Genomic DNA, 21,690 nt, shown 5'->3' with positions numbered 1-21,690 from the left:
ACCCGTTCTCGCCTCCTTGAGTGGTCATCGTGTCCCGACTTTTTTCTGTTTTTGTCGCATTCGTCACCGGTTTCCTGCTGATCGGCACGGCCCAGGCCGAGGTCAAGGTGCTCACCAGCATCAAGCCGCTGCAACTGATCGCCGCCGCCGTGCAGGACGGCGTGGCGATTCCCGAAGTGCTGCTGCCGCCCGGCGCCTCGCCGCACCACTACGCCCTGCGCCCGTCAGACGTGCGCAAGGTGCAGTCGGTGGATCTGCTGTACTGGATCGGCCCGGACATGGAAGGTTTCCTGCCCCGGGTGCTGAACGGCCGCACGCTGCCGAGCGTCGCCGTGCAGGATCTGCCTGGCCTGAAGCTGCGCCGCTTCGCCGAGGACAGCCACTCGCACGCCGAAGAGGCCGACGAGCATGACCACGACCACCGTCCGGGTACCCTGGACGCGCATTTGTGGCTGTCTCCGGTGAACGCACGGGTGATCGCCGACAAGATGGCCGCCGACCTGAGCGCCGCCGACCCGGCCAACGCCCAGCGCTACCAAAGCAACGCCAAGGCGTTCGACGGGCGCCTCGATGCGCTGGACGCGCGCCTGAAGAAACGTCTGGCCGGCATCGAAGGCAAACCCTACTTCGTGTTCCACGAAGCCTTCGACTACTTCGAAGACGCCTACGGCCTCAAGCACGCCGGCGTGTTCAGCGTCGCGGCGGAGGTGCAGCCGGGCGCACAGCACGTGGCGGCGATGCGGGCGCGACTGCAGGAAGTCGGCAAGACCTGCGTGTTCAGCGAACCGCCGCTGCGCCCACGCCTGGCGGAAACCCTGGTGGCCGGGCTGCCGGTGAAACTGGCGGAACTGGATGCGCTCGGCGGCTACACCCCGGCGACCGCCCAGGGTTACGAGCAAGTGCTGGAAAAGCTGGGCAACGACCTGGCGGGTTGCCTGGAGTCGCTGTAAGCGATCCTGTGGCGAGGGATCTTGCTTCCGTTTAGCGCTCAAGGTTCCGTCGACTGCCCGGAACCTTGAAGGGGCATGGCACCCGATGCGAGCACGTTCGCCCGCCACCCGGTCAGAGCGCGAACGGCAACTGGACGCTGACGGCCTGGCGCTGCGCCAGGCGCTGCTCGAATTCCTTCGGATCGTGGATCAGCACGTCCTGCCCGGCGAACGACTCCGCCGCGATCAAACGCGACAGCCAGAACCGCACGCACGCCACCCGCAGCATCACCGGCCACAGTTCGGCTTCCGCCGCCGTGAACGGACGCAGCGCCGCGTAGGCCCCCAGAAACGCCCGCGCCCGCTGGCCGTCGATCTGCCCGGCGTCGTCGGAGCACCAGTCGTTCAAGGCGATGGCCACGTCGTAGAGCATTGGCCCCGAGCAGGCGTTGTAGAAGTCGATCAGCCCGGTCAGGTGCGTGCCTTCGAACATGGCGTTGTCGCGGAACAGGTCGGCGTGGATGTTCGCCCGCGGCAACGCGAGGATCTTCTCTTTCTGCACGGTGATTTCGTCCAGCGCCTTTTGCAGCAGCGCCCGCGGCTCGTCGCCCAGATGCGACAGGAACTGCGTCCCCTCCTCCAGCATCCAGTCCAGGCCGCGGTCGGTCTTGCGCTTGATCATGTTGGCGCCCTGGGTCGCCAGGTGCAGATGGGCCTGCAGCGCGCCGACCTGCGCGCAGTGCTGGGCGTTGGCCTGCTTGATGTGCTTGCCGGCCAGGCGCGGCTGCAGCAGCGCCGGCTTGCCCTTGAGCTCGCGCAGGGCCTCGCCGTCGGTGGTGCGCAAGGCGTACGGCACCGGCAGGTCGGCCTTATGCAGCACGTCGAGCAGGTCGATGAAGAACGGCATCTCCTGCACCGGGCCGCGCTCGACCAGGGTCAGGACGAACTCGCCCTGTTCCAGGCTGATGAAGAAATTGGTGTTTTCGCTGCCGGCGGCGATCCCCTGGAAATCGAGCAGACGGCCGAGCCCGTAAGGGGCGAGAAAGGTTTCCAGCTCGGGCCGAGCCAGGGGGGTGAACACAGACATGGTCAAAAACTGCTCAGTTCTGGCGCCGGGGTCGGGCCGGCGCCGGGTGAAATTAAGGAACTACTTCCATTCAAAGATCTTCCATGACGGAATCAGCATATCCGGCTGGTCCGAACGGATGAAGTTCGCGTCGGTACCGTCGGCACGCACCAGAAAGTACGGCGGCGCGCCCTTCACGGTGACTTTGATCGCATACAGGAACCCGTTCTGGCGGTACTCCTGGATCGTCCTGTCGCCCTCCGTGCGAATGGTGACCTCCGGATCCGCCGACGGCGCATCATCCGCCGCGATCGCGGCCAGCGGTGAGACAGCGATCAGACTGACCAGCAGCAAGCGATTTAACGTACGCATGATAACCTTGTCCCTTTGTCGTCAACGGTCCCGCTATTCTAGCGCCGGACCCGCCGAAAAGGTTGATCCTGCACATGAGCCAAGCCCCCCTCGTCCTGGTGGACGGTTCGTCCTACCTTTACCGCGCCTTTCATGCGCTGCCGCCGCTGACCACCTCCAAAGGCATGCCGACCGGCGCGGTCAAAGGCGTGCTGAACATGCTCAAGAGCCTGCGCAAGCAATACCCGGACAGCCCGTTCGCCGTCGTCTTCGACGCCAAGGGCGGGACGTTCCGCGACGAAATGTACGCCGAATACAAGGCCAACCGGCCGAGCATGCCCGATGACATGCGCGTGCAGATCGAGCCGCTGCACCAGAGCGTGATCGCCCTCGGCTTCCCGCTGCTGTGCGTCGAAGGCGTCGAGGCCGACGATGTGATCGGCACCCTGGCCCGCAGCAGCGCGGCCGCCGACCGGCCGGTGATCATCTCCACCGGCGACAAGGACATGGCGCAACTGGTCGACGGGCACATTACCTTGGTCAACACCATGTCCGGCAGTTCGATGGACGTGGAGGGCGTTAAGGAGAAGTTCGGTGTCGCACCGGAGCAGATCATCGATTATCTGGCCCTGATGGGCGACTCCTCCGACAACATCCCCGGTGTGCCCGGCATCGGTCCGAAAACCGCTTCAGGCCTGCTGGTGGGCGTCAACGGCGGCCTGACCGAACTCTACGCGCAGCTCGACATCGTGCCGACCCTGCCGATCCGCGGCGCCAAGACCCTGCCGGCCAAGCTCGAAGAGCACAAGGAGATGGCGTTCCTCTCCTATCAGTTGGCGACCATCAAGGTCGACGTGCCGCTGGACATCACTCTCGACGACCTGCACATGGGCGCCGAGGATCCGGCCAAGCTCCTTGAGCTTTACACGCTGATGGAGTTCAAGGGCTGGATCAACGACCTGGAGCGCGACGCCAAGCGCGTCGAACTCAAGGCCGCGGCCGAGCCTGAGCCGGCCGCCGACCTGTTCAGCGCCGCCGAGGCCGAAGCGCCGCAAGCGACCGGCGCAACCCGCTACGAGACCGTCCTCGACCAGGCGCGTTTCGATGTCTGGCTGGAAAAGCTCAAAAGCGCCGAACTGTTCGCTTTCGATACCGAAACCACCGGCATCGACGCGCAACAGGCGCAACTGGTCGGCCTGTCGTTCGCCGTGCAGGCCAACGAAGCGGCCTACGTTCCGCTGACCCACTCCTACATCGGCGTACCGGATCAGCTCGACCGCGACACCGTGCTGCGCGCGCTCAAGCCGATCTTGGAGGATCCGAACAAGCTCAAGGTCGGCCAGCACGCCAAGTTCGACATGAACATCCTCGCCAACTGCGCCATCGGCGGCGACCCGGCCAACGGCATCACCGTGCGCGGGATCGCCTTCGACACGATGCTCGAATCCTACGTGCTGAACTCCACCGCCACCCGCCACGACATGGACAGCCTGGCGCAGAAGTACCTGGACCACACCACCGTGAGCTTCCAGGACATCGCCGGCAAGGGCGCCAAGCAACTGACCTTCGACCAGATCGCCCTGGAACAGGCCGGCCCGTACGCCGCCGAAGACGCCGACGTGACCCTGCGCCTGCACCAGGCCCTGATCGAAAAGCTCAACGCCATCCCGAGCCTGGCCAGCGTGCTGACCGACATCGAGATCCCGCTGGTGCCGGTGCTGGCGCGCATCGAGCGTCAGGGCGCGTTCGTCGACGCCGCCCTGCTCGGCGTGCAGAGCATCGAGCTGGGCGACAAGATGGTCGCTCTGGAGCGCGAAGCGTTCGAGATCGCCGGTGAGGAATTCAACCTGGGCTCGCCGAAGCAGCTGGGCGTGATCCTTTACGAGAAGCTCGGCCTGCCGGTGCTGAAGAAGACCGCCACCGGGCAGCCCTCCACCGCCGAAGACGTGCTGGCGCGGCTCGCGGAGGACGACTACCGGTTGCCGAAGGTGCTGATGGAGTACCGCTCCATGAGCAAGCTGAAAAGCACCTACACCGACCGCCTGCCGGAACAGATCAACCCGCGCACCGGACGCATCCACACCTCCTACCATCAGGCGGTGGCGTCCACCGGACGGCTGTCCTCCAGCGACCCGAACCTGCAGAACATCCCGGTGCGCACCGCCGAAGGCCGCAGGATCCGCCAGGCGTTCGTCGCGCCGGCCGGCTACAAGCTGCTGGCGGCGGACTACTCGCAGATCGAACTGCGGATCATGGCCCACCTGTCCCGCGACGAAGGCCTGATGAACGCGTTCCGCAACAACCTGGACGTGCACACCGCCACCGCCGCCGAAGTGTTCAAGGTCGAACTCAACGAAGTGACCTCCGATCAGCGCCGCAGCGCCAAGGCGATCAACTTCGGGCTGATCTACGGCATGGGCGCGCAGAAGCTGGGCAAGGACATCGGCGTCGACACCAAGACCGCCAAGGCTTACATCGACACCTACTTCGCCCGTTACCCCGGCGTGCGCGAATACATGGAGCGCACCCGTAAGCAGGCGGCCGACCAGGGCTACGTGGAGACTTTCTTCGGCCGCCGCCTGTACCTGCCGGAGATTAACTCCAACAAGCCGCAGGAACGCGCCGCCGCCGAACGCACGGCGATCAACGCCCCGATGCAGGGCACGGCGGCGGACATCATCAAGAAGGCCATGGTGGCGGTGGACAACTGGCTGCAGGCGTCGGGACTGGATGCCAAGGTGATCCTGCAGGTCCACGACGAACTGGTGCTGGAGGTCCGCGAGGATCTCGTCGGTCAGGTCAGCGAAGAAATCCGCACGCACATGAGCGGCGCGGCGAAACTGGATGTTCCGCTGCTGGTCGAAGTGGGTATCGGCAACAACTGGGACGAGGCTCACTGAGCCTTCTGGGACGGGCCTTCGCTGCGGCATGGCGTCGCGGCGAACGCCCGGGAACGGGCTTAGTTCCGATCGCTCTTGGAATTATTCCAAAGCTTTTTGAAAAAAATCTGAACTAATCTTGCGAAGGGCCACTCAGAGTTACTGAATGGCTGGTGAAGCCCTTCGATGCTCCTATGTTGTGTTAAGTGTTGGCAGATATCTGAACCCCGCCCTAGCGGTTCGGAACTTGAACCCCGGAACTTCTCCCTCCCCATATGAAGTCCGGGGCTTTTTTTGCCCGCGATTTACTCGGCCGCCGCTTCGGCGCCCTTGTCCGCAAGCTCCATCCAGCCCGCCAGCACGGTGTAAGCCTCTTCCAGGCCCATGCGCTTGGGCGCGGAGAACAGCTGGATCGAGACCGTATCGCCCCACCCCTTGCGGATCTCCGACTGCACCTTGAGCAGCGTGTTCTTGGCGGCGCCGTAGGTCAGCTTGTCCGCCTTGGTCAGCAGGATGTGCATCGGCATGCCGGCGGCGACGGCCCAGTCGAGCATCAGCCGGTCGAAGTCGGTCATCGGGTGGCGGATGTCCATCAGCAGGATCACCCCCATCAGACTCTCGCGACCGCCCAGGTAGGCCTCGAGGTGGCGCTGCCAGTGCTGCTTGAGCGGGATCGGCACTTTCGCATAACCGTAGCCCGGCAGGTCGACCAGACGGCGTTCATCGTCTAGCTTGAAGAAATTCAACAGCTGCGTGCGGCCCGGGGTTTTCGAGGTGCGCGCCAGGCTGGCGTGGGTCAGGGTGTTCAGCGCGCTGGACTTGCCGGCGTTGGAGCGGCCGGCGAAGGCCACTTCGTAGCCCTGGTCGCTGGGGCATTGATCGACTTTGGCGGCGCTGAGCATGAAGGTGGACTGTTGGCACAGGCCGAGGATGGGGTTCTTGAGCTGCATGGGATTTCCGATGTGGACGGCGCCGGGAATGGGCGCGGCAAGCGAGGTCGCTTCCGTTTCAGTGACGCCAGTATATAATGCCGCAGATTTTGTGTGCGCTTTGTCCCAGCGTAGGATGAAGTTCACGAGAGCGACAGACCTTGATTGCGCAACAGAACGCAGAACGCTCTCAACCCTGAAAAGGTCGTTTTATGACGAAATGGCTGCTGGCTGCCGGGCTTCTGATGCCGCTTCACAGCATTCAGGCCGCACAGGATCCGGAAGCCGTGTACAACCGTGTCTGTGGTGCCTGTCATTCCGGCCAGCTCCCTACGGCGCCCCGCAAGGGCGATCGGGAAGCCTGGACGCCGAGATTGGCCAAGGGCATGGAGACGCTGGTGCAACACGTGACCCAGGGTTTCAAGGCGATGCCGCCGCGTGGTTTGTGCATGGACTGCAGTACCGAGGATTACCGAGCCATCATCCTATGGATGAGCGAGTAAGCCCGGTCCATAACTCTTAACCCTTAGCCGTAGTTGGATTAGCTGATGAACAAACTGATCGTGAGTCTGCTGTTGACCGTGGGAATCTCAGGCTTCGCCCATGCTGCAGGCGATGCCGCCGCAGGCCAGGCCAAAGCCGCCGTATGCGGTGCCTGCCATGGCCCGGATGGCAACAGCATGGCGCCAAACTTTCCGAAACTGGCGGGCCAGGGCGAACGCTACCTGACCAAGCAACTGCACGACATCAAGTCGGGCAAGCGCACCGTCCTGGAAATGACCGGCCTGCTGACCAACCTGAGCGATCAGGACCTTTCCGACATCGCCGCCTACTTCGCCAGCCAGAAAGGCAGCGTCGGCGCCGCCGATCCCAAGATCGTGGCCCGCGGCGAAGCGCTGTTCCGTGGCGGAAACCTTGAAAAAGGCCTGCCGGCCTGCACCGGCTGCCACTCCCCGAACGGCGCCGGCAACGCGGCCGCCGGGTTCCCGCACCTGGGTGGCCAGCACGCCCAGTACATCACCAAGCAGCTGACCGATTTCCGCAAGGAAGAAGCCGGACGCACCAACGACGGCGACGCCATGACCATGCGCACCATCGCCCGCAAGCTGAGCGACGAGGACATCGCCGCCGTCTCCAGCTACATTCAAGGCCTGCACTGAGGCCAGGCTTGCCGGCGTGATCCGGGCGTTGCGCGCAAGGGAATCCCCCGCTACGTTAACGCTCGATTAATCCGCTCAAGCAAGTATAAAAAGGGTGGCCTTGGCCGCCCTTTTTTGTGGCCGCTGCCGTTACACTACAGGACTCATGCCCGCCACGACCTGTCCGCAGACAGGCTGCGCGAGGCGACCCATTTGCCCAGGAGTAAAGCATGCGTAATCTGATCATCAGCGCCGCCCTCGTCGCTGCCAGCCTGTTCGGCGTGACCGCCCAGGCCGCCGAGGCCCCTGCCGCCCCTTACGTCGAACTGAGCAATCCGGTGCCGGTCGCCGTGCCTGGCAAGATCGAAGTGGTGGAGCTGTTCTGGTACGGCTGCCCGCACTGCTACGCGTTCGAGCCGGTGATCAACCCATGGGTCGAGAAGCTGCCGGCCGACGTCAACTTCGTGCGCATCCCGGCCATGTTCGGCGGCCCGTGGGACGCCCACGGCCAGATGTTCCTGACCCTGGAAGCCATGGGCGTCGAGCACAACGTCCACGCCGCCGTGTTCAACGCCATCCAGAAGGAACACAAGAAGCTGACCGACAAGAACGACATGGCCGACTTCCTCGCCACCCAGGGCGTGGACAAGGACAAGTTCCTCGCCACCTTCGACTCCTTCGCCATCAAAGGCCAGATCGTCAAGGCTCGTGAACTGGCCAAGAAATATGAAATCTCCGGCGTTCCGACCATGATCGTCAACGGCAAGTACCGCTTCGACATCGGCTCTGCCGGTGGTGCCGAAGAGGCCCTGAAACTGGCTGACCAACTGGTCGCCAAAGAGCGAGCGTCCAACAAGGCCGCCGCCAACTAAGCGCGGCGACCGCCATGCGCCGCTGGAGAGCCGAACGCCTCGTCGGCCTGCACGATCCGCAGGTCAACGAGCATCACCTGGAGTCCACGGGCCTGCCCGCAGACAGCCGTCTGCGCTTGCTCAGCTTCAACATCCAGGTCGGCATCTCCACCGAGCGCTACCGGCACTACCTGACCCGCAGCTGGCAGCACCTGCTGCCGCACAACGGGCGCTCCGGCAACCTGCAGAAGATCGGCAGCCTGCTCGGCGATTTCGATCTGGTGGCCCTGCAGGAAGCCGACGGCGGCAGCCTGCGCTCGGGCTACGTCAATCAGGTCGAGCACCTGGCCCAGCTCGGCGCTTTCCCCTACTGGTACCAACAGCTCAACCGCAACCTCGGCCGCCTGGCCCAGCACAGCAACGGCGTGCTCAGCCGCTTGCGGCCGTGGGCGATCGAAGACCATCCGCTGCCCGGGCCCAAGGGCCGCGGCGCCATCCTGCTGCGCTTCGGCGAAGGCCCGGAGGCGCTGGTGGTGGTGATGATGCACCTGGCCCTCGGCCCCCGCGCACGCACGCTGCAACTGGCGTACATCCGCGACCTGATCGGCGACTACAGGCACCAGGTGCTGATGGGCGACATGAACACCCACGCCAGCGACCTGCTGCAGCACTCTCCGCTGCGCGACCTCGGCCTGCTGGCCCCGCAGCTTGAAGCGACTTTCCCCAGCTGGCGCCCCCAGCGCTGCCTGGACCATATCCTGCTCAGCCCGACCCTGACCCTGGAAAAGGTCGAAGTGCTGCCGCAACCGATTTCCGATCACCTGCCGGTCGCGGTAGAGATTCGTCTGCCGGGTTCGCTCACGGCCGATGCATTGCCCGCGTTGAGTCCTGCCCTTCGCGGAAGCCCTGAATGAGCGACGAAGCCCAGCGCTGGAAAGAGAAATACCTCAAAAGCATCGAACAGCAGGAAAAGCTCGAACGTCGTTGGGACGCCCGGCTCGACCTGCTGCGCCGCGGCCTGGTGCGCAGCACCCTGGCGGCCGAAGGCACCGACCGGGTGGTCGACCAGTGCATGAAAGAGATGCGTGATGTGGTGCGCACCGACGACATGGACGCCGGCCTCGCCGCCCTGCTGCCGCGCCTGGAAAAGGCCGTGCTCGACTCCGAGCAGCGCCGGGAGACGCGGATCAACCAGGTCAGCACCGCGCTGAATGCGCTGGTCACCCAGTTGCAGGCCTTGCCGCTGCCGCGGGACGTCGCCCGGCCGCTGAAGAAGTTCGCCAAGCAACTCGACGACCGGGTCGGACAGGCCCGGGAAATGCCGCTGCTGCTCAGCGAACTCAGCGGCTTGCAGGGCAAGGCCCTGAGCCAGTTGGAGACGCCGGCGGAACCGGGCCGGCCCGGACTGCTGCAGCGCCTGTTCGGCCATCGCGACAATGACGAGCAGCCGGAGCCGGTGCTGCCGATACCGACGGCTCCGGCTTCCGAGCACACCGAACCGACGCACGCCCCACCGGCCGACCTGCGGCAAGAGACCGCCCCCAGCCCAGTCGCCGAGCCTGAAGAGGCCGCACCCGCCGGCCACCTGCCGGGGGCCAGCCTCGCCACCGAAGCGACGGCGCCCGCACCGCTGCCGAGCCCGGCCAGCCTGCCGGAGCCGGAGCCGGAGCCGGAGCCGGAAGTATTCGCCTTCACGCCGCAGCCACCGGTCGCCGAGCGCACGCCCCAGGCACCCGTTGCGGCGATCACCGAACCGGCCACCCCCGAACCGGTTCCGGCTGCACCAATGCCCGCGCCGGTCGCGGTCAATCCGGACGAGCTGATCCAACCCGGCGAAAACACCGCCGCGATGATCCTCGACAGCCTGCCCCTGCCCGAGCCCATCGCCCTGGCATTGGCGGCCATCGACCCCGAACAGGCCGAGCACGACATCCTCTACGCCCTGCCGGATTCCCCTGAGCCGTCCTACAGCTCGGTGGCTCGGCACATCGAAGACACCCTGATCGGCCTGCTGGACGACCTGACGCTGCCCGAGCGCCATCGCCCGCAAGCCGAGGCAATGCGCGATCGGTTGAAGAACGGCTTGAACTGGTACGAACTGTTGCCGATCCTCGACGATCTGGCGACGTTGATGCTGGCCATCACCGACAGCGGCCAACACGAATTCGAGGTGTACCTGCAACAGCTCAACGAACGCCTCGAAGCGTTCCAGAGCAACCTCAAGGCCGCCAGCGAGGGGCACGCCGACAACAGCTCCGCCGCCCGGGCCATGGACACGCAGATCCGTGAGCAGGTCGACGGCCTGCAGAACAGCGTGCAGGAAGCCGCCGACCTGGACGACCTCAAGCAAGTGCTGGAAAACCACCTGGAAGGCCTGCTCGGCACCATGGATCAGCACCAGAAGCAGCGCGACGCCCGCGAGCAGGAAGTCGCCGCACGCCTCAAGAGCCTGGCCGAGCGCGTGGCCCACATGGAGCAAGAAGCGCTCGGCTACCGCGAGCACCTCGAAGAGCAACGCCAGAAGGCCCTGATCGATCCCCTCACCGGCCTGCCTAACCGCGCCGCCTGGAGCGAGCGGCTCGAGCAGGAAATGACCCAGTGGCAGCAACACGGCAACACCTTGAGCCTGGCCATGCTCGACCTCGACCACTTCAAGCGGATCAACGACAACTACGGCCACCTGGCCGGCGACAAGGTGCTGAAGATCATCGCCACGGTGCTGCGCAAACGCCTGCGCGGCACCGATTTCATCGCCCGCTTCGGTGGCGAGGAATTTGTCCTGCTGCTGCCGGCCACCACCCCGGCGGTCGGCGCCCGGTTGCTGGAGACCTTGCGCGCGGCCATCGAGGCGTGCCCGTTCCACTTCAAGGGGGAGCGGGTCACGATCACCATTTCCATGGGGTTGGCGTCGTTCAGACCGGGAGAACGCAGCGATCAGGTGCTCAAAAGAGCCGATCAGGCGCTGTACCGGGCAAAAAACGCCGGACGCAACCGGGTGGAGATCGGCTGAGGCAATTGTTCCATTTTGTTTAAATCGGGCCGATGGCCGTCTGCGGGCCGGGCAGTACGTTACACTGTTGCATTATTGTCTTGCGTGTACTGCCCTAAACCATGAAATTCCTTGCTCTCCTCGTGTCGCTGCTCGTGCTGGCCGGTTGCGCCAGCGGCCCGCGATTCGACACCAGCCACCCTTCAGCCAACCACGACAGCCGCATCCAATACGTGGTGGTGCACTACACCACCGCCTCGCTGGAGCGCTCGCTGCAACTGCTGACCCACGGCGAAGTCAGCAGCCATTACCTGATCGGCGACGACAAGAAGGCGACCATCTACAAACTGATGGACGAAAACCTGCGTGCCTGGCACGCCGGCGAAAGCGAGTGGCAGGGCCGCACCTGGCTGAACTCAAGCTCGATCGGCATCGAAATCGTCAACCCCGGCTTCCGGGACACCCCGAACGGCCGTGTGTGGTATCCGTACAGCGAAGCCCAGGTGCAGTCGCTGATCGTGCTGCTCAAGGACATCAGCAAACGCAACGGCATCAGCCCGCGCCACATCATCGGCCACAGCGACATCGCGCCGCTGCGCAAGCTCGATCCGGGCCCGCTCTTCCCCTGGAAGCGCCTGGCCGCCGAAGGGCTGGGCCTGTGGCCGAACGAGCAGGCGGTCGCCCAGCGGCAGGCGCAGTTCAATGCGCAGCTGCCGGACATCGGCTGGTTCCAGATGCAATTGGCGCGGCTGGGTTACGCCACCCCGCAGACCGGCGAGCTGGATGTGGCGACCCGCCACGTTCTCGCGGCGTTCCAGATGCATTACCGCCCTTCGCGCTTCGACGGCACGCCGGACGCGCAAACGGCAGCGTTGCTGGTGGTGCTGAACCAGACAAAATAATGACGCCCGCCCGACGGTCAGGGCGAAATCGCAATCAGCAGCTATAACTCATTGGTAATTCTTCGGATATCCATGATGGTAGCTACCCGAGAGACGTTGCGTGGCTGGTTTTATCGCCCGTGGTTTTTGGCGATGCTCGCGGCTGTCCTCAGCGCAAGCCTTTTGATCACCGGCGGGCTGTTCGTGGCGGTGCGCCAGGTCGAACAGAACGAAAGCCAGGAGATGAACGCCCAGGGCGCACGCTTCCTCGCCCGCCTCGAGCAACTGTTCGGCCAGCTGCGCGAAAGCCTCGACGACCTGGAGGCCCAACCCCTGCGCAGCTGCGACGAGGAAATGATCGCCACCCTGCAGCAGGTCACGTTCAATTACCGCTTCGTCTACGAAGCCGCCTACATGGACGCTTCGCGGATCTGCTCCAACCGTCCGCGCCAGGATGCCCTCTCGGTGGTGCGCCCGCCGGACATCAAGGGCCCGACCTACAGCTACTGGCTCAACACCACCACCGAACCCGACGAAAACCGCGCCGCCCTGATGCTCGGCCGCGGCAACTTCCGCGTGGCCACCTCCCGCGGGCACCTGACCGACATGGTCGACCTGTCGCCCGGCAGCAGCCTGCTGGTGGTGCTCGATCACGGGTCGCGGGCGATTCCGGTGCTCGGCGTGCCGCAGGCCTGGCCGCCCACCGACCATTGGCCGCCGAAGAACCCGGACGCGCTGCAGGTGACCCAGACGCGCCTGATCTATCGCATGCCCACCGACAACCCGGAGTACCAGCTGGTGCTGATCACCCCGCGCACCGGCATGCACATCCCGGAGCTCTGGTGGTGGATGGTGCCGCTGTGCCTGATGCTCGGCGCCTTCGTCGGCCTGCTGGTGTTCTGGCTGGTGCGCCAGCGGCAGTCGCTGGACGCCGAGCTGCACGGCGCGATCCGCCGGGGCGAGCTGCAGGTGCTGTACCAGCCGATCTTCGACCTCGACAGCCGCAACTGCGTCGGCGCCGAGGCCCTGTTGCGCTGGCGCCGGCCGGACGGCACGCTGACCAGCCCCGATCTGTTCATCCCGATGGCGGAGAATACCGGGCAGATCCGGCAGATGACCGACTTCGTCCTGCAGCGCCTGCTGGAGCAGCTGGGCCAGCTGCTGCGGGCCAATCCGCAGCTGTACATCTCGGTGAACTTGGCGGCCTGCGATGTGATGGTGCCGCGCATCGGCCAGGTCATGGCCCGGCTGCTGGCCCTGCACCGGGTCGCGGCGCGGCAGATCGCGTTCGAGGTCACCGAACGCGGCCTGATCGACGTGGTGGTGGCGCGGGAGAACCTGCAAGCGCTGCGCGACGTGGGGCATCAGGTGCTGATCGACGATTTCGGCACCGGCTATTGCAGCCTCGCCTACCTGCAGACCCTGCCGGTGGACTGCCTGAAGATCGACAAGGCGTTCATCGATGCCCTCGGTCACGACGCCGCCAGCAGCGGGGTCGCGCCGCACATCATTCACATGGCGCAGGCGCTGGATCTGAAGGTGATCGCCGAGGGCATCGAGCTCGAATCCCAGGCGGCGCTGCTCAGCAGCGAAGGCGTGAAGTTCGGCCAGGGCTGGCTGTTCGCCCACGCCCTGAGCGCTGTGCAGTTCATCGAGCTGATCACCCGTGGCCGGCGCCTGGCCGGGCGTCGGATCGACGACGAAGCCTAGACTGCCAACGCCATGTAGAACTGCGTGCCCTGCCCCGGCCGCGAATAGACGCCCATCCGGCCACCGTGCAGCTGGACGATTTCCTTGCACAGCGCCAGGCCCAGCCCCGCGCCGCCCTTCTTGCGCCCGACCTGAACGAACGGTTCGAAAATCCGTCCCTGCTGACCGTAGGCGATGCCTTCGCCGTTGTCCTCGACGCTGATGATCACCCGCTCGCCGTGGCGCCGGGCCTGAAGGCGGATCAGCCCGTCCCGGGCGGTGTGGCGCAAGGCATTGTCGATCAGGTTGTCCAGCACCCGGTCCAGCTGCGCCTGATCGGCCTGCAGCCGCGGCAACGGCTCCTGCACCTCGACGCTCAGGGTGACGCCCTTCTCGGCCGCCGCGCCGGCAAAACGCGATTGCGCCTGCTCCAACAGATCCCCGATCGAGCACGGCGCCAGCGACAGCTTCTGCAGACCGCTCTGGTAGCGCGAGAAGTTGAGCAGGTCGTTGATCAGTTGCATCAGGCGCTGCATCTCTTCGTTGACCGTGTCCAGCAGATCGGATTCCCGGGAGTCCTCGGCGAACTTCGCCCGCTCGCGGAACAGGCCGAACGCCATGTGCATGCCGGTCACCGGCGTGCGCAGCTCATGGGACGCGCGCAGGACGAATTCACTGCGGACCCGTTCGAACGCGCGCTGCTCGGTCACATCGTGCAGCACCATCACCGCCCCGAGGATATGGCCCTGGGTGTGGCTGACCGGGGTCAGGCTGAACGTCAGCAGCCGCGCCTCGCCGTCGACTTCGACACTCAGATCCTCCGGTGCCCGCTCCAGCGAGCCGCCCCGCAGCACCGATTGCAACTGGACATCCAGTTCGGGCCGGCCCAGCGCCGCGCCCAATCCTTGCCCGCACCGGTCGCTGTCCCAGCCCAACTGCCGCTGGGCCACCGGGTTGAGGTGTTCCAGGCGCCCTTCGCGGTCGATCATCAGCAGGCCGTCATCGATGCTGTCGAGCACCGCCTGCAAGCGCTGCTGGCCGGCCAGCAGCTCGTCGACGTTGGTGGCCTGGTGCTCGCGCAGGGCTTCGGCCATCAGGCCGAAACGCCGGGTCAGCTGGTTCATTTCCAGGGCGGGGGAAATCGGCAGGGTCACCTCGAAATTGCCTTGGCCGATGCTGTCGGCCGCTTTGGCCAGGGCCTCGATGGGGGCGCCGAAACGCCGGGCGATCCCGTGGGCGGTCACAAAACCGATGATCAGCACCGCCAGGCCCACCAGCCCGAGCAGGCCGGCGATCAGCAACGCCCGTTGGCGGGCGGCCTGCTGCACCGCATTGATGTTGTCGAGGGCGCGCTTGTGTTCGGTGACCAAACCGTTGCGCAGAGTGTTGAAGCGTTCGCGCAACTCACCGCTGTCGCTCAAGGAGGTGGCCGACCGGTCATAAGCCTCCATGAAACGCTGGTAATCGTCCTTGGCCTGCTTGAACCCGTACGGGTTGTCGTCGCCTTGGGCTTCGTGGGCGATGCCCTCCTCCAGCAGTTCGCGGTAATGCTGTCGCGAGGCTTCGAACGCCGCAGGGTCGGGCTTTGCCGACAGCATCATGATCAATTGGTCGCCCAGGGTCTGGCGCAGCTTGAGCCCCAGGTCGAGGGTGACAAAGTTGTTGCGCACCAGCGCTTCCTGGCTGCCGGCCATCTGCATGACGCTGACCAGGCCCAGCAGCAGCCCCAGCAGGGCCACGGTGATCAGCGCGGAAATGCTCAGGAACAACCGGGTACGCAACTTCATTGCCAGCTTCATCGTCACCCGCTCACAGGTTGTATTGCTTGCGCTTGCGGTACAGGGTCGAGGCGTCGATGCCCAGTGTCTTGGCCGCCTGGTCGAGGGTGCCGGCGGTGGCCAGCACCGCGCCGATGTGGGCCCGCTCCAGTTCGTCGAGGCTCAGGGCGGCGCCGATCCGCGGCGTATTGGCGGCCGGTTGCTCGGCCATGCCCAAGTGGCTGATTTCCACCCGCTCCTGAGGGCAAATGATGCTGGCGCGCTCGACCACGTTGCGCAGCTCCCGGATGTTGCCCGGCCAGCGGTAGCTGAGCATCGCCTCGCGGGCCTCGTCGCTGAACACCCGGGCCGGACGCGCGTATTCCTTGACGAAACGGGCCAGGAAACGCTCGGCCAGGGTGAGGATGTCCTCGCTTCGTTCACGCAGCGGCGGCAGGTGCAGGGTGATGACGTTCAGGCGGTACAGCAGATCCTCGCGGAAACGCCCGTCACGCACCATGTCTTCCAGGTTGAGGTTGGTGGCTGCCAAGATCCTCACATCGGCGCGCCGAGTGACCGGATCCCCTACCCGCTCGTATTCCTTGTCTTGAATGAAACGCAGCAGTTTCGGCTGCAAGGTCAGGGGAAAATCGCCGATCTCGTCGAGAAACAGCGTGCCGCCGTCGGCCTGGTTGACTCGCCCGAGCGTGCTCTCGCTGGCGCCGGTGAACGCGCCGCGGCTGTGCCCGAACAGTTCGCTTTCCATCAGTTCGGCGTTCAGCGACGGGCAGTTGACCGTGACGCAGGACTTCTTCTCGCGCTTGCTCCAGCCATGGATGGCCCGGGCCAGCTCGCCCTTGCCGGTGCCGGACTCGCCCAGGATCAGGATGTTGGCATCGGTGCCCGCCACTTGGCGCGCGGTCTCCAGCACCACCTTCATTGCCGGGCTGTGGGAGTCGAGGCCGTCCTTCGACTGGCGGATTTCGCCTTCGAGGGCTTCCAGGCGTGCCGAGAGCCGGCGCACTTCCAGTTGCTTGGCCGTGGCCAAGCGCAACTGATCGGGGCTGCACGGCTTGACCAGGTAATCGGCGGCGCCGGCCTGGATCGCATCCACCGCGGTGTCGACCGCCGAATGGGCGGTGACGATCACCACCCGCATCCACGGCGCCTGAACGCGCATCTGCGCCAGGACGTCCAGACCGTTGTCCTCGCCCAGGCGCAGATCCAGAAAGCACAAGTCGAACACCTGCCGCTGCAGCAGCGCATCGGCCTGGGCGGCGCTGGTGGCGGTGGCCACCGTATAGCCCTCGTCTTCGAGGCAATAGCGGAACGTTCGCAGGATGGCGGATTCATCGTCCACCAGCAGAATGCGGCCTTGATGCTCAGTGGCTGATTCCATTTTTCCTACGCTCCATAAGTGAATGTCTTGGTTTAGTCCCGGAAAAATCGGGCAAGTTGCATGGTCGATTCTGATCGATTCCAGTCATGGCAGGGTAGCTCCCTCCTGCCCTTACGGCTAATCCGCTGATTTTTCTGACTTTTGCGGTCGATCACGGATTTCGCCATTACCTCCCGCCTCATTTCTGACATCCGCGCCCCGCCATCCATTCAAAAAGAATGAAATGTCTGTCGGAGCGGTCGTGCAATTCGCACGACGGTGACAGGCGGCATCGTGCAGGATGCGTCGTCATTTTCCTTGATTGATTTTATAACTTATTGATTTTATTGATTATTTTTGATCAAAAAAAGCTGGCATGCGCTCTGCAAAGACTCCCTCAGACCGGGCAGACATCGATCGCCCCAACGAATAAGAGTGAGGACACCAGGATGACTCGCCCAAGCGCCACCACCGCTCGCCTCTCGTCCCTGCAGATCCAGCAAGGCCTGTTCGGCCTGCTCGCGCTGTTGGTCACCCTGATCGCGTGCCAGCAATACCTGCGCTGGGAACAGAGCCAGACGCCTGAACCCCTGATCTCGATCCAACACCCCGTACAGACCCATTTCAGCGCGGCCGCCAGCCGCCAGGCCGAGGACGTCGCGCTGCGCATGGTCGATGTCGACCAGCCGCAGCCGCTGGACCAGGCGCCCCGCGAAGAACGCTGGATCTTTTGAATGAATCTGGGCGTCGAACGCCGAGACGGGCAACACCCTTAAAACAGAAGTGAGGAGAATCATCATGTTGAGCTGGGCAATCACCTTCCTGATCATTGCCATCATCGCCGCCGTGCTGGGCTTCGGTGGTATCGCGGGCACTGCCACGGGCATCGCCAAGATTCTCTTTGTCGTGTTCCTGGTGATGTTCATCGCTTCCTTCATCTTCGGCCGCCGCGGCCGAGGCTGACCATGAGCGTCGTGAAGACACTGGCGGCCGCCCTGCTCATGGGCGGCTGCGCCATGGCGATGGCGGCCAATGATGGCCAGACGCGCGTCAACGAGCTGCTCAATGCCGACCCCCAATACCGGGACACCTGGCAAAAAGTGGTGAAGAAAGAGGAACGCCTGCCGGAATGGGTGATGAACCTGTCCGGAGCGCCGCAGCAGCAAATGAATGCCGTCGAAGAGGATGGCGACCAGTACCTGGTGGGGCCGCTGTGCGAGACCGAGCAGACCTGCCTGAACCACCGCCTGATCGTCGCCTTCAGCTTCGACAAGAAGCAGGCCTACGCCCTGCTGGTCGATGTGCCGGAGGGGCTGCCGGCGGACAAGTCGCCGACGCGGCATGCCACTTACCGATTCCTGGGCAAGCCCGATGAAGGCATGCAGGGACTGCTGACCGAAACGCTGAGGAAGGATCCGAACTGGTATTGAACATGAGGGCAGCGCCAAGCTGCCCTTCATTGCGCCCGCCCGAGGAAGGCCGGCGCATGGCCAAGGGGCCGGGACGTTCTGACTGTTGCAGGGTCGGAGTGACCTACGGGTACAGGGAGTGCCTGCGATGAGGGCCGGGCCAGGGCAATGAAGCTGCGCGCAAGTTCGCCGGCCCGTCCGAGGTCCGACGGACTTGCCGAAAGCTTCGAACGCGCCAAACGTTGATCTAGAGCGTCCTGCTCACCGTTGAATCGTTCAGACTGTGGCGAAAACCGTTTCGCCGTGTTTCGCGGCGACCGTATATCGATAAAGAACCCGATTTCACATCGGGCCTTTTCGTTTTCCGTTGTAGGTTTTTTCCCAAATTTTCTTCCGATTCAGGACACCGTAAAAACAAGCCAGCTACGCTGAAATGGCCGGTTCACGGCGCTTATGCCTGCTTGAATGTCGCAATCGAACCGCTTGGGACGCCAGTTTCAATTGAAAAATCTCATGCCGATTCGGCATAGGGTAGTCGCTTACGGCATTAGACGGCGCAACCCCGCATCGGAATAGTTGCGCCTTTTTTCGCCTGCCGGAGAGCGTAATCATGCGCTCCGGAGCACCTTATACGGAGGCAGATGCACAGACTTTTGCGCCGAGCGCGTTCCAGTTCCTGCATGTGCCTGAGTCAAACGCAAGTAAGGGTAAAAATAATGAAGAAGGCAAAGCTCAGCCTCGCCTGGCAAATCCTGATCGGTCTCGTATTGGGGATTGCCATTGGCGCGTTGCTCAACCACTTCAGCGCCGAAAAGGCCTGGTGGATCAGCAACGTCCTGCAACCGGCAGGCGATATCTTTATCCGTCTGATCAAGATGATCGTGATCCCGATCGTCATTTCCTCCCTTATCGTCGGCATCGCCGGCGTGGGCGACGCCAAGAAGCTCGGGCGCATCGGCCTGAAGACCATCATCTACTTCGAGATCGTCACCACCATCGCCATCGTCGTCGGCCTGCTGCTGGCCAACGTGTTCCATCCGGGTGCCGGCATCGACATGAGCACCCTGGGCACCGTGGACATCTCCAAGTACAAGGCCACCGCCGCCGAAGTACAGCATGAACACGCGTTCATCGAGACCATCCTCAACCTGATCCCGTCGAACATCTTCGCGGCCATGGCCCGCGGCGAGATGCTGCCGATCATCTTCTTCTCCGTGCTGTTCGGCCTCGGTCTGTCGAGCCTGCAGTCGGACCTGCGCGAACCGCTGGTGAAGATGTTCCAGGGCGTCTCGGAAAGCATGTTCAAAGTCACCCACATGATCATGAACTACGCCCCGATCGGCGTGTTCGCCCTGATCGCGGTGACCGTGGCCAACTTCGGTTTCGCCTCGCTGCTGCCGCTGGCCAAGCTGGTGATCCTGGTTTACGTCGCCATCGCGTTCTTCGGCTTCGTGGTGCTGGGCCTGATCGCTCGCCTGTTCGGCTTCTCGGTGATCAAGCTGATGCGCATCTTCAAGGATGAGCTGGTGCTGGCCTACTCCACCGCTTCGTCCGAAACCGTGCTGCCGCGCGTGATCGAGAAGATGGAAGCCTACGGCGCGCCGAAGGCCATCTGCAGCTTCGTGGTGCCGACCGGCTACTCGTTCAACCTTGACGGCTCGACCCTGTACCAGAGCATCGCGGCGATCTTCATCGCCCAGCTGTACGGCATCGACCTGTCGATCAGCCAGCAGCTGCTGCTGGTGCTGACCCTGATGGTCACCTCCAAAGGCATCGCCGGCGTGCCGGGCGTGTCCTTCGTGGTGCTGCTGGCCACCCTGGGCAGCGTCGGCATTCCGCTGGAAGGCCTGGCGTTCATCGCCGGCGTCGACCGCATCATGGACATGGCGCGCACCGCCCTGAACGTGATCGGCAACGCCCTGGCCGTGCTGGTCATCGCCCGTTGGGAAGGCATGTACGACGACGCCAAGGGCCAGCGCTACTGGAACTCCCTGCCGCACTGGCGCAGCAAGGACAAGGTTCCGGCGGCCCAGGCCACCAAGAACTGACACACGCCCTGCTGGCTTCCTGCAGTCAGCGGCCGCACAAACAAACCCCGGATCATTTCCGGGGTTTGTCGTTTTCGGCAGCCCCGCTATCATTCGCCGCATCTTCCGGGGGAATTTGACTGATGCTTAACGGCCTGTGGCTTGGCTTCTTCATCGTGGCGGCCGTGTCGGCGCTGGCGCAGTGGCTGGTGGGCGGCAACGCCGGGATCTTCGCGGCGATGGTCGAAAGCATCTTCGCCATGGCCAAGCTGTCGGTCGAGGTCATGGTGCTGCTGTTCGGCACCCTCACCCTGTGGCTGGGCTTCCTGCGCATCGCCGAGAAGGCCGGCATCGTCGAATGGCTGGCCAAGGCCCTGGGCCCACTGTTCCTGCGCCTGATGCCGGAAGTGCCGCCGGGCCATCCGGCCATCGGCCTGATCACCCTCAACTTCGCCGCCAACGGCCTGGGCCTGGACAACGCCGCCACCCCCATCGGCCTCAAGGCCATGAAGGCCCTGCAGGAGCTCAACCCCAGCGCCACCGTGGCCAGCAACGCGCAGATCCTGTTCCTGGTGCTCAACGCCTCATCCCTGACCCTGCTGCCGGTCACCATTTTCATGTACCGCGCCCAGCAAGGCGCGCCGGACCCGACCCTGGTGTTCCTGCCGATCCTGCTGGCCACCAGTTGCTCGACCATCGTCGGCTTTCTCTCGGTGGCGGTCATGCAGCGCCTGCGCATCTGGGACCCGGTGGTACTGGCCTACCTGCTGCCCGGCGCGCTGATCCTCGGCGGCTTCATGGCGCTGCTGGCGACGATGTCCGCCACGGCGTTGGCCGGATTGTCGTCGATCCTCGGCAATCTGACACTGTTCGGCTTGATCATGCTGTTTCTGGTGATCGGCGCGCTGCGCAAGGTGAAGGTGTACGAAGCGTTCGTCGAAGGGGCCAAAGAGGGCTTCGACGTGGCCAAGAACCTGTTGCCGTACCTGGTGGCCATGCTTTGCGCCATCGGCGTGCTGCGGGCCTCCGGGGCGCTGGACTTCGGCCTCGACGGGATCCGCCACCTGGTGCAGTGGGCCGGCTGGGACACCCGTTTCGTCGATGCGCTGCCGACAGCGATGGTCAAGCCGTTCTCCGGCAGCGCCGCGCGGGCGATGCTGATCGAGACCATGAAGACCTCCGGCGTGGACAGCTTCCCGGCGCTGGTGGCGGCGACGATCCAGGGCAGCACCGAGACCACGTTCTACGTGCTGGCGGTGTACTTCGGCGCGGTGGGCATCCAGCGGGCGCGGCACGCGGTGGGGTGTGCGCTGCTGGCGGAGTTGGCCGGCGTGCTCGGCGCCATCGGCGTGTGCTACTGGTTCTTCGGCTGATCGCCGATCTGAGACGAAAGCCGGACTGCCGGCGATTGCCCGT

Annotated in this window: 19 protein-coding genes; 14 read left to right on the top strand and 5 right to left on the bottom strand. The window is 64.4% G+C overall.

The features are described 5' to 3' along the window. Positions 1 to 20 precede the first annotated feature (20 nt). Positions 21 to 950 carry a zinc ABC transporter substrate-binding protein gene (locus CAG33_RS13230; protein WP_085579398.1) on the top strand — a complete coding sequence of 310 codons (930 nt, stop codon included), beginning with the start codon at positions 21 to 23 and terminating at the stop codon, positions 948 to 950. A 112-nt stretch (positions 951 to 1,062) separates the two neighbouring features. Here the strand turns inward: CAG33_RS13230 and CAG33_RS13225 are convergent, their stop codons facing one another. Beyond that, entirely contained in the window at positions 1,063 to 2,016 is a 954-nt protein-coding gene (locus CAG33_RS13225; protein WP_085638808.1) for a homoserine kinase, read from the bottom strand. A 60-nt stretch (positions 2,017 to 2,076) separates the two neighbouring features. After that, positions 2,077 to 2,367 carry a DUF2782 domain-containing protein gene (locus tag CAG33_RS13220; RefSeq protein ID WP_085630392.1) on the bottom strand — a complete coding sequence of 97 codons (291 nt, stop codon included), beginning with the start codon at positions 2,365 to 2,367 and terminating at the stop codon, positions 2,077 to 2,079. Between the two features lie 74 nt (positions 2,368 to 2,441). On the opposite strand from CAG33_RS13220, the gene polA reads away from it, so the two are divergent. Further along, on the top strand, positions 2,442 to 5,246 hold the full coding sequence (polA, locus tag CAG33_RS13215; RefSeq protein ID WP_085630390.1) for a DNA polymerase I: 2,805 nt from the start codon (positions 2,442 to 2,444) through the stop codon (positions 5,244 to 5,246). A gap of 284 nt (positions 5,247 to 5,530) precedes the next feature. Here polA and yihA read toward each other — a convergent pair whose 3' ends face one another. Beyond that, positions 5,531 to 6,175: a ribosome biogenesis GTP-binding protein YihA/YsxC gene (gene yihA, locus CAG33_RS13210; RefSeq protein WP_085630388.1), complete on the bottom strand. Its 645-nt coding sequence runs from the start codon at positions 6,173 to 6,175 to the stop codon at positions 5,531 to 5,533. A gap of 191 nt (positions 6,176 to 6,366) precedes the next feature. On the opposite strand from yihA, the gene CAG33_RS13205 reads away from it, so the two are divergent. The 7 genes from CAG33_RS13205 (at position 6,367) to CAG33_RS13170 (ending at position 13,724) form a co-directional block, all read left to right on the top strand. Further along, the gene (locus CAG33_RS13205; protein ID WP_085579389.1) at positions 6,367 to 6,657 is read left to right on the top strand and encodes a cytochrome c5 family protein; all 291 of its coding nucleotides are present in this window, start codon (positions 6,367 to 6,369) and stop codon (positions 6,655 to 6,657) included. Between the two features lie 45 nt (positions 6,658 to 6,702). Further along, entirely contained in the window at positions 6,703 to 7,314 is a 612-nt protein-coding gene (locus CAG33_RS13200; protein WP_085579387.1) for a cytochrome c, read from the top strand. Positions 7,315 to 7,523: 209 nt separating this feature from the next. After that, positions 7,524 to 8,165, top strand: coding sequence for a thiol:disulfide interchange protein DsbA/DsbL (locus CAG33_RS13190; RefSeq protein ID WP_085579383.1), 642 nt, complete (start codon positions 7,524 to 7,526; stop codon positions 8,163 to 8,165). 14 nt (positions 8,166 to 8,179) lie between these two features. Beyond that, entirely contained in the window at positions 8,180 to 9,058 is an 879-nt protein-coding gene (locus CAG33_RS13185) for an endonuclease/exonuclease/phosphatase family protein (protein ID WP_085579381.1), read from the top strand. Then, the gene (locus CAG33_RS13180) at positions 9,055 to 11,154 is read left to right on the top strand and encodes a GGDEF domain-containing protein (RefSeq protein WP_085630383.1); all 2,100 of its coding nucleotides are present in this window, start codon (positions 9,055 to 9,057) and stop codon (positions 11,152 to 11,154) included. The genes CAG33_RS13185 and CAG33_RS13180 overlap by 4 nt, the downstream gene beginning before the upstream one ends. A gap of 101 nt (positions 11,155 to 11,255) precedes the next feature. Continuing rightward, entirely contained in the window at positions 11,256 to 12,035 is a 780-nt protein-coding gene (locus CAG33_RS13175; protein WP_085579377.1) for an N-acetylmuramoyl-L-alanine amidase, read from the top strand. Positions 12,036 to 12,107: 72 nt separating this feature from the next. After that, a complete protein-coding gene (locus CAG33_RS13170; RefSeq protein WP_085579375.1) occupies positions 12,108 to 13,724 on the top strand; it encodes an EAL domain-containing protein in 1,617 nt (538 codons plus the stop codon). Here CAG33_RS13170 and CAG33_RS13165 read toward each other — a convergent pair. Both CAG33_RS13165 and algB read right to left on the bottom strand, forming a co-directional pair. Continuing rightward, the gene (locus CAG33_RS13165; protein WP_085630381.1) at positions 13,721 to 15,502 is read right to left on the bottom strand and encodes a KinB sensor domain-containing domain; all 1,782 of its coding nucleotides are present in this window, start codon (positions 15,500 to 15,502) and stop codon (positions 13,721 to 13,723) included. The genes CAG33_RS13170 and CAG33_RS13165 overlap by 4 nt on opposite strands. Before the next feature lie 10 nt (positions 15,503 to 15,512). Continuing rightward, the gene (algB, locus tag CAG33_RS13160; protein WP_085579371.1) at positions 15,513 to 16,859 is read right to left on the bottom strand and encodes a sigma-54-dependent response regulator transcription factor AlgB; all 1,347 of its coding nucleotides are present in this window, start codon (positions 16,857 to 16,859) and stop codon (positions 15,513 to 15,515) included. A 428-nt stretch (positions 16,860 to 17,287) separates the two neighbouring features. Between algB and CAG33_RS13155 the strand changes: the two genes are divergently transcribed. The 5 genes from CAG33_RS13155 (at position 17,288) to CAG33_RS13135 (ending at position 21,647) form a co-directional block, all read left to right on the top strand. Further along, a complete protein-coding gene (locus CAG33_RS13155; RefSeq protein ID WP_085638751.1) occupies positions 17,288 to 17,572 on the top strand; it encodes a hypothetical protein in 285 nt (94 codons plus the stop codon). Between the two features lie 64 nt (positions 17,573 to 17,636). Next, entirely contained in the window at positions 17,637 to 17,801 is a 165-nt protein-coding gene (locus CAG33_RS13150; RefSeq protein WP_085579366.1) for a DUF1328 domain-containing protein, read from the top strand. A gap of 2 nt (positions 17,802 to 17,803) precedes the next feature. After that, on the top strand, positions 17,804 to 18,268 hold the full coding sequence (locus tag CAG33_RS13145) for an inhibitor of vertebrate lysozyme family protein (RefSeq protein ID WP_085579364.1): 465 nt from the start codon (positions 17,804 to 17,806) through the stop codon (positions 18,266 to 18,268). Positions 18,269 to 18,963: 695 nt separating this feature from the next. Next, positions 18,964 to 20,295, top strand: coding sequence for a glutamate/aspartate:proton symporter GltP (gene gltP, locus CAG33_RS13140; RefSeq protein WP_085579362.1), 1,332 nt, complete (start codon positions 18,964 to 18,966; stop codon positions 20,293 to 20,295). A 122-nt stretch (positions 20,296 to 20,417) separates the two neighbouring features. Continuing rightward, a complete protein-coding gene (locus CAG33_RS13135) occupies positions 20,418 to 21,647 on the top strand; it encodes a nucleoside recognition domain-containing protein (RefSeq protein ID WP_085579360.1) in 1,230 nt (409 codons plus the stop codon). The last annotated feature ends 43 nt before the right edge of the window (positions 21,648 to 21,690 follow it).

Origin of the sequence: Pseudomonas sp. B3(2017), from assembly GCF_002113595.1 — a bacterium.
Lineage (GTDB): Bacteria > Pseudomonadota > Gammaproteobacteria > Pseudomonadales > Pseudomonadaceae > Aquipseudomonas > Aquipseudomonas ekonensis.
The sequence above is the reverse complement of the archived record's forward strand: the minus strand, read 5'-3'. Positions and strand labels throughout refer to the sequence as shown.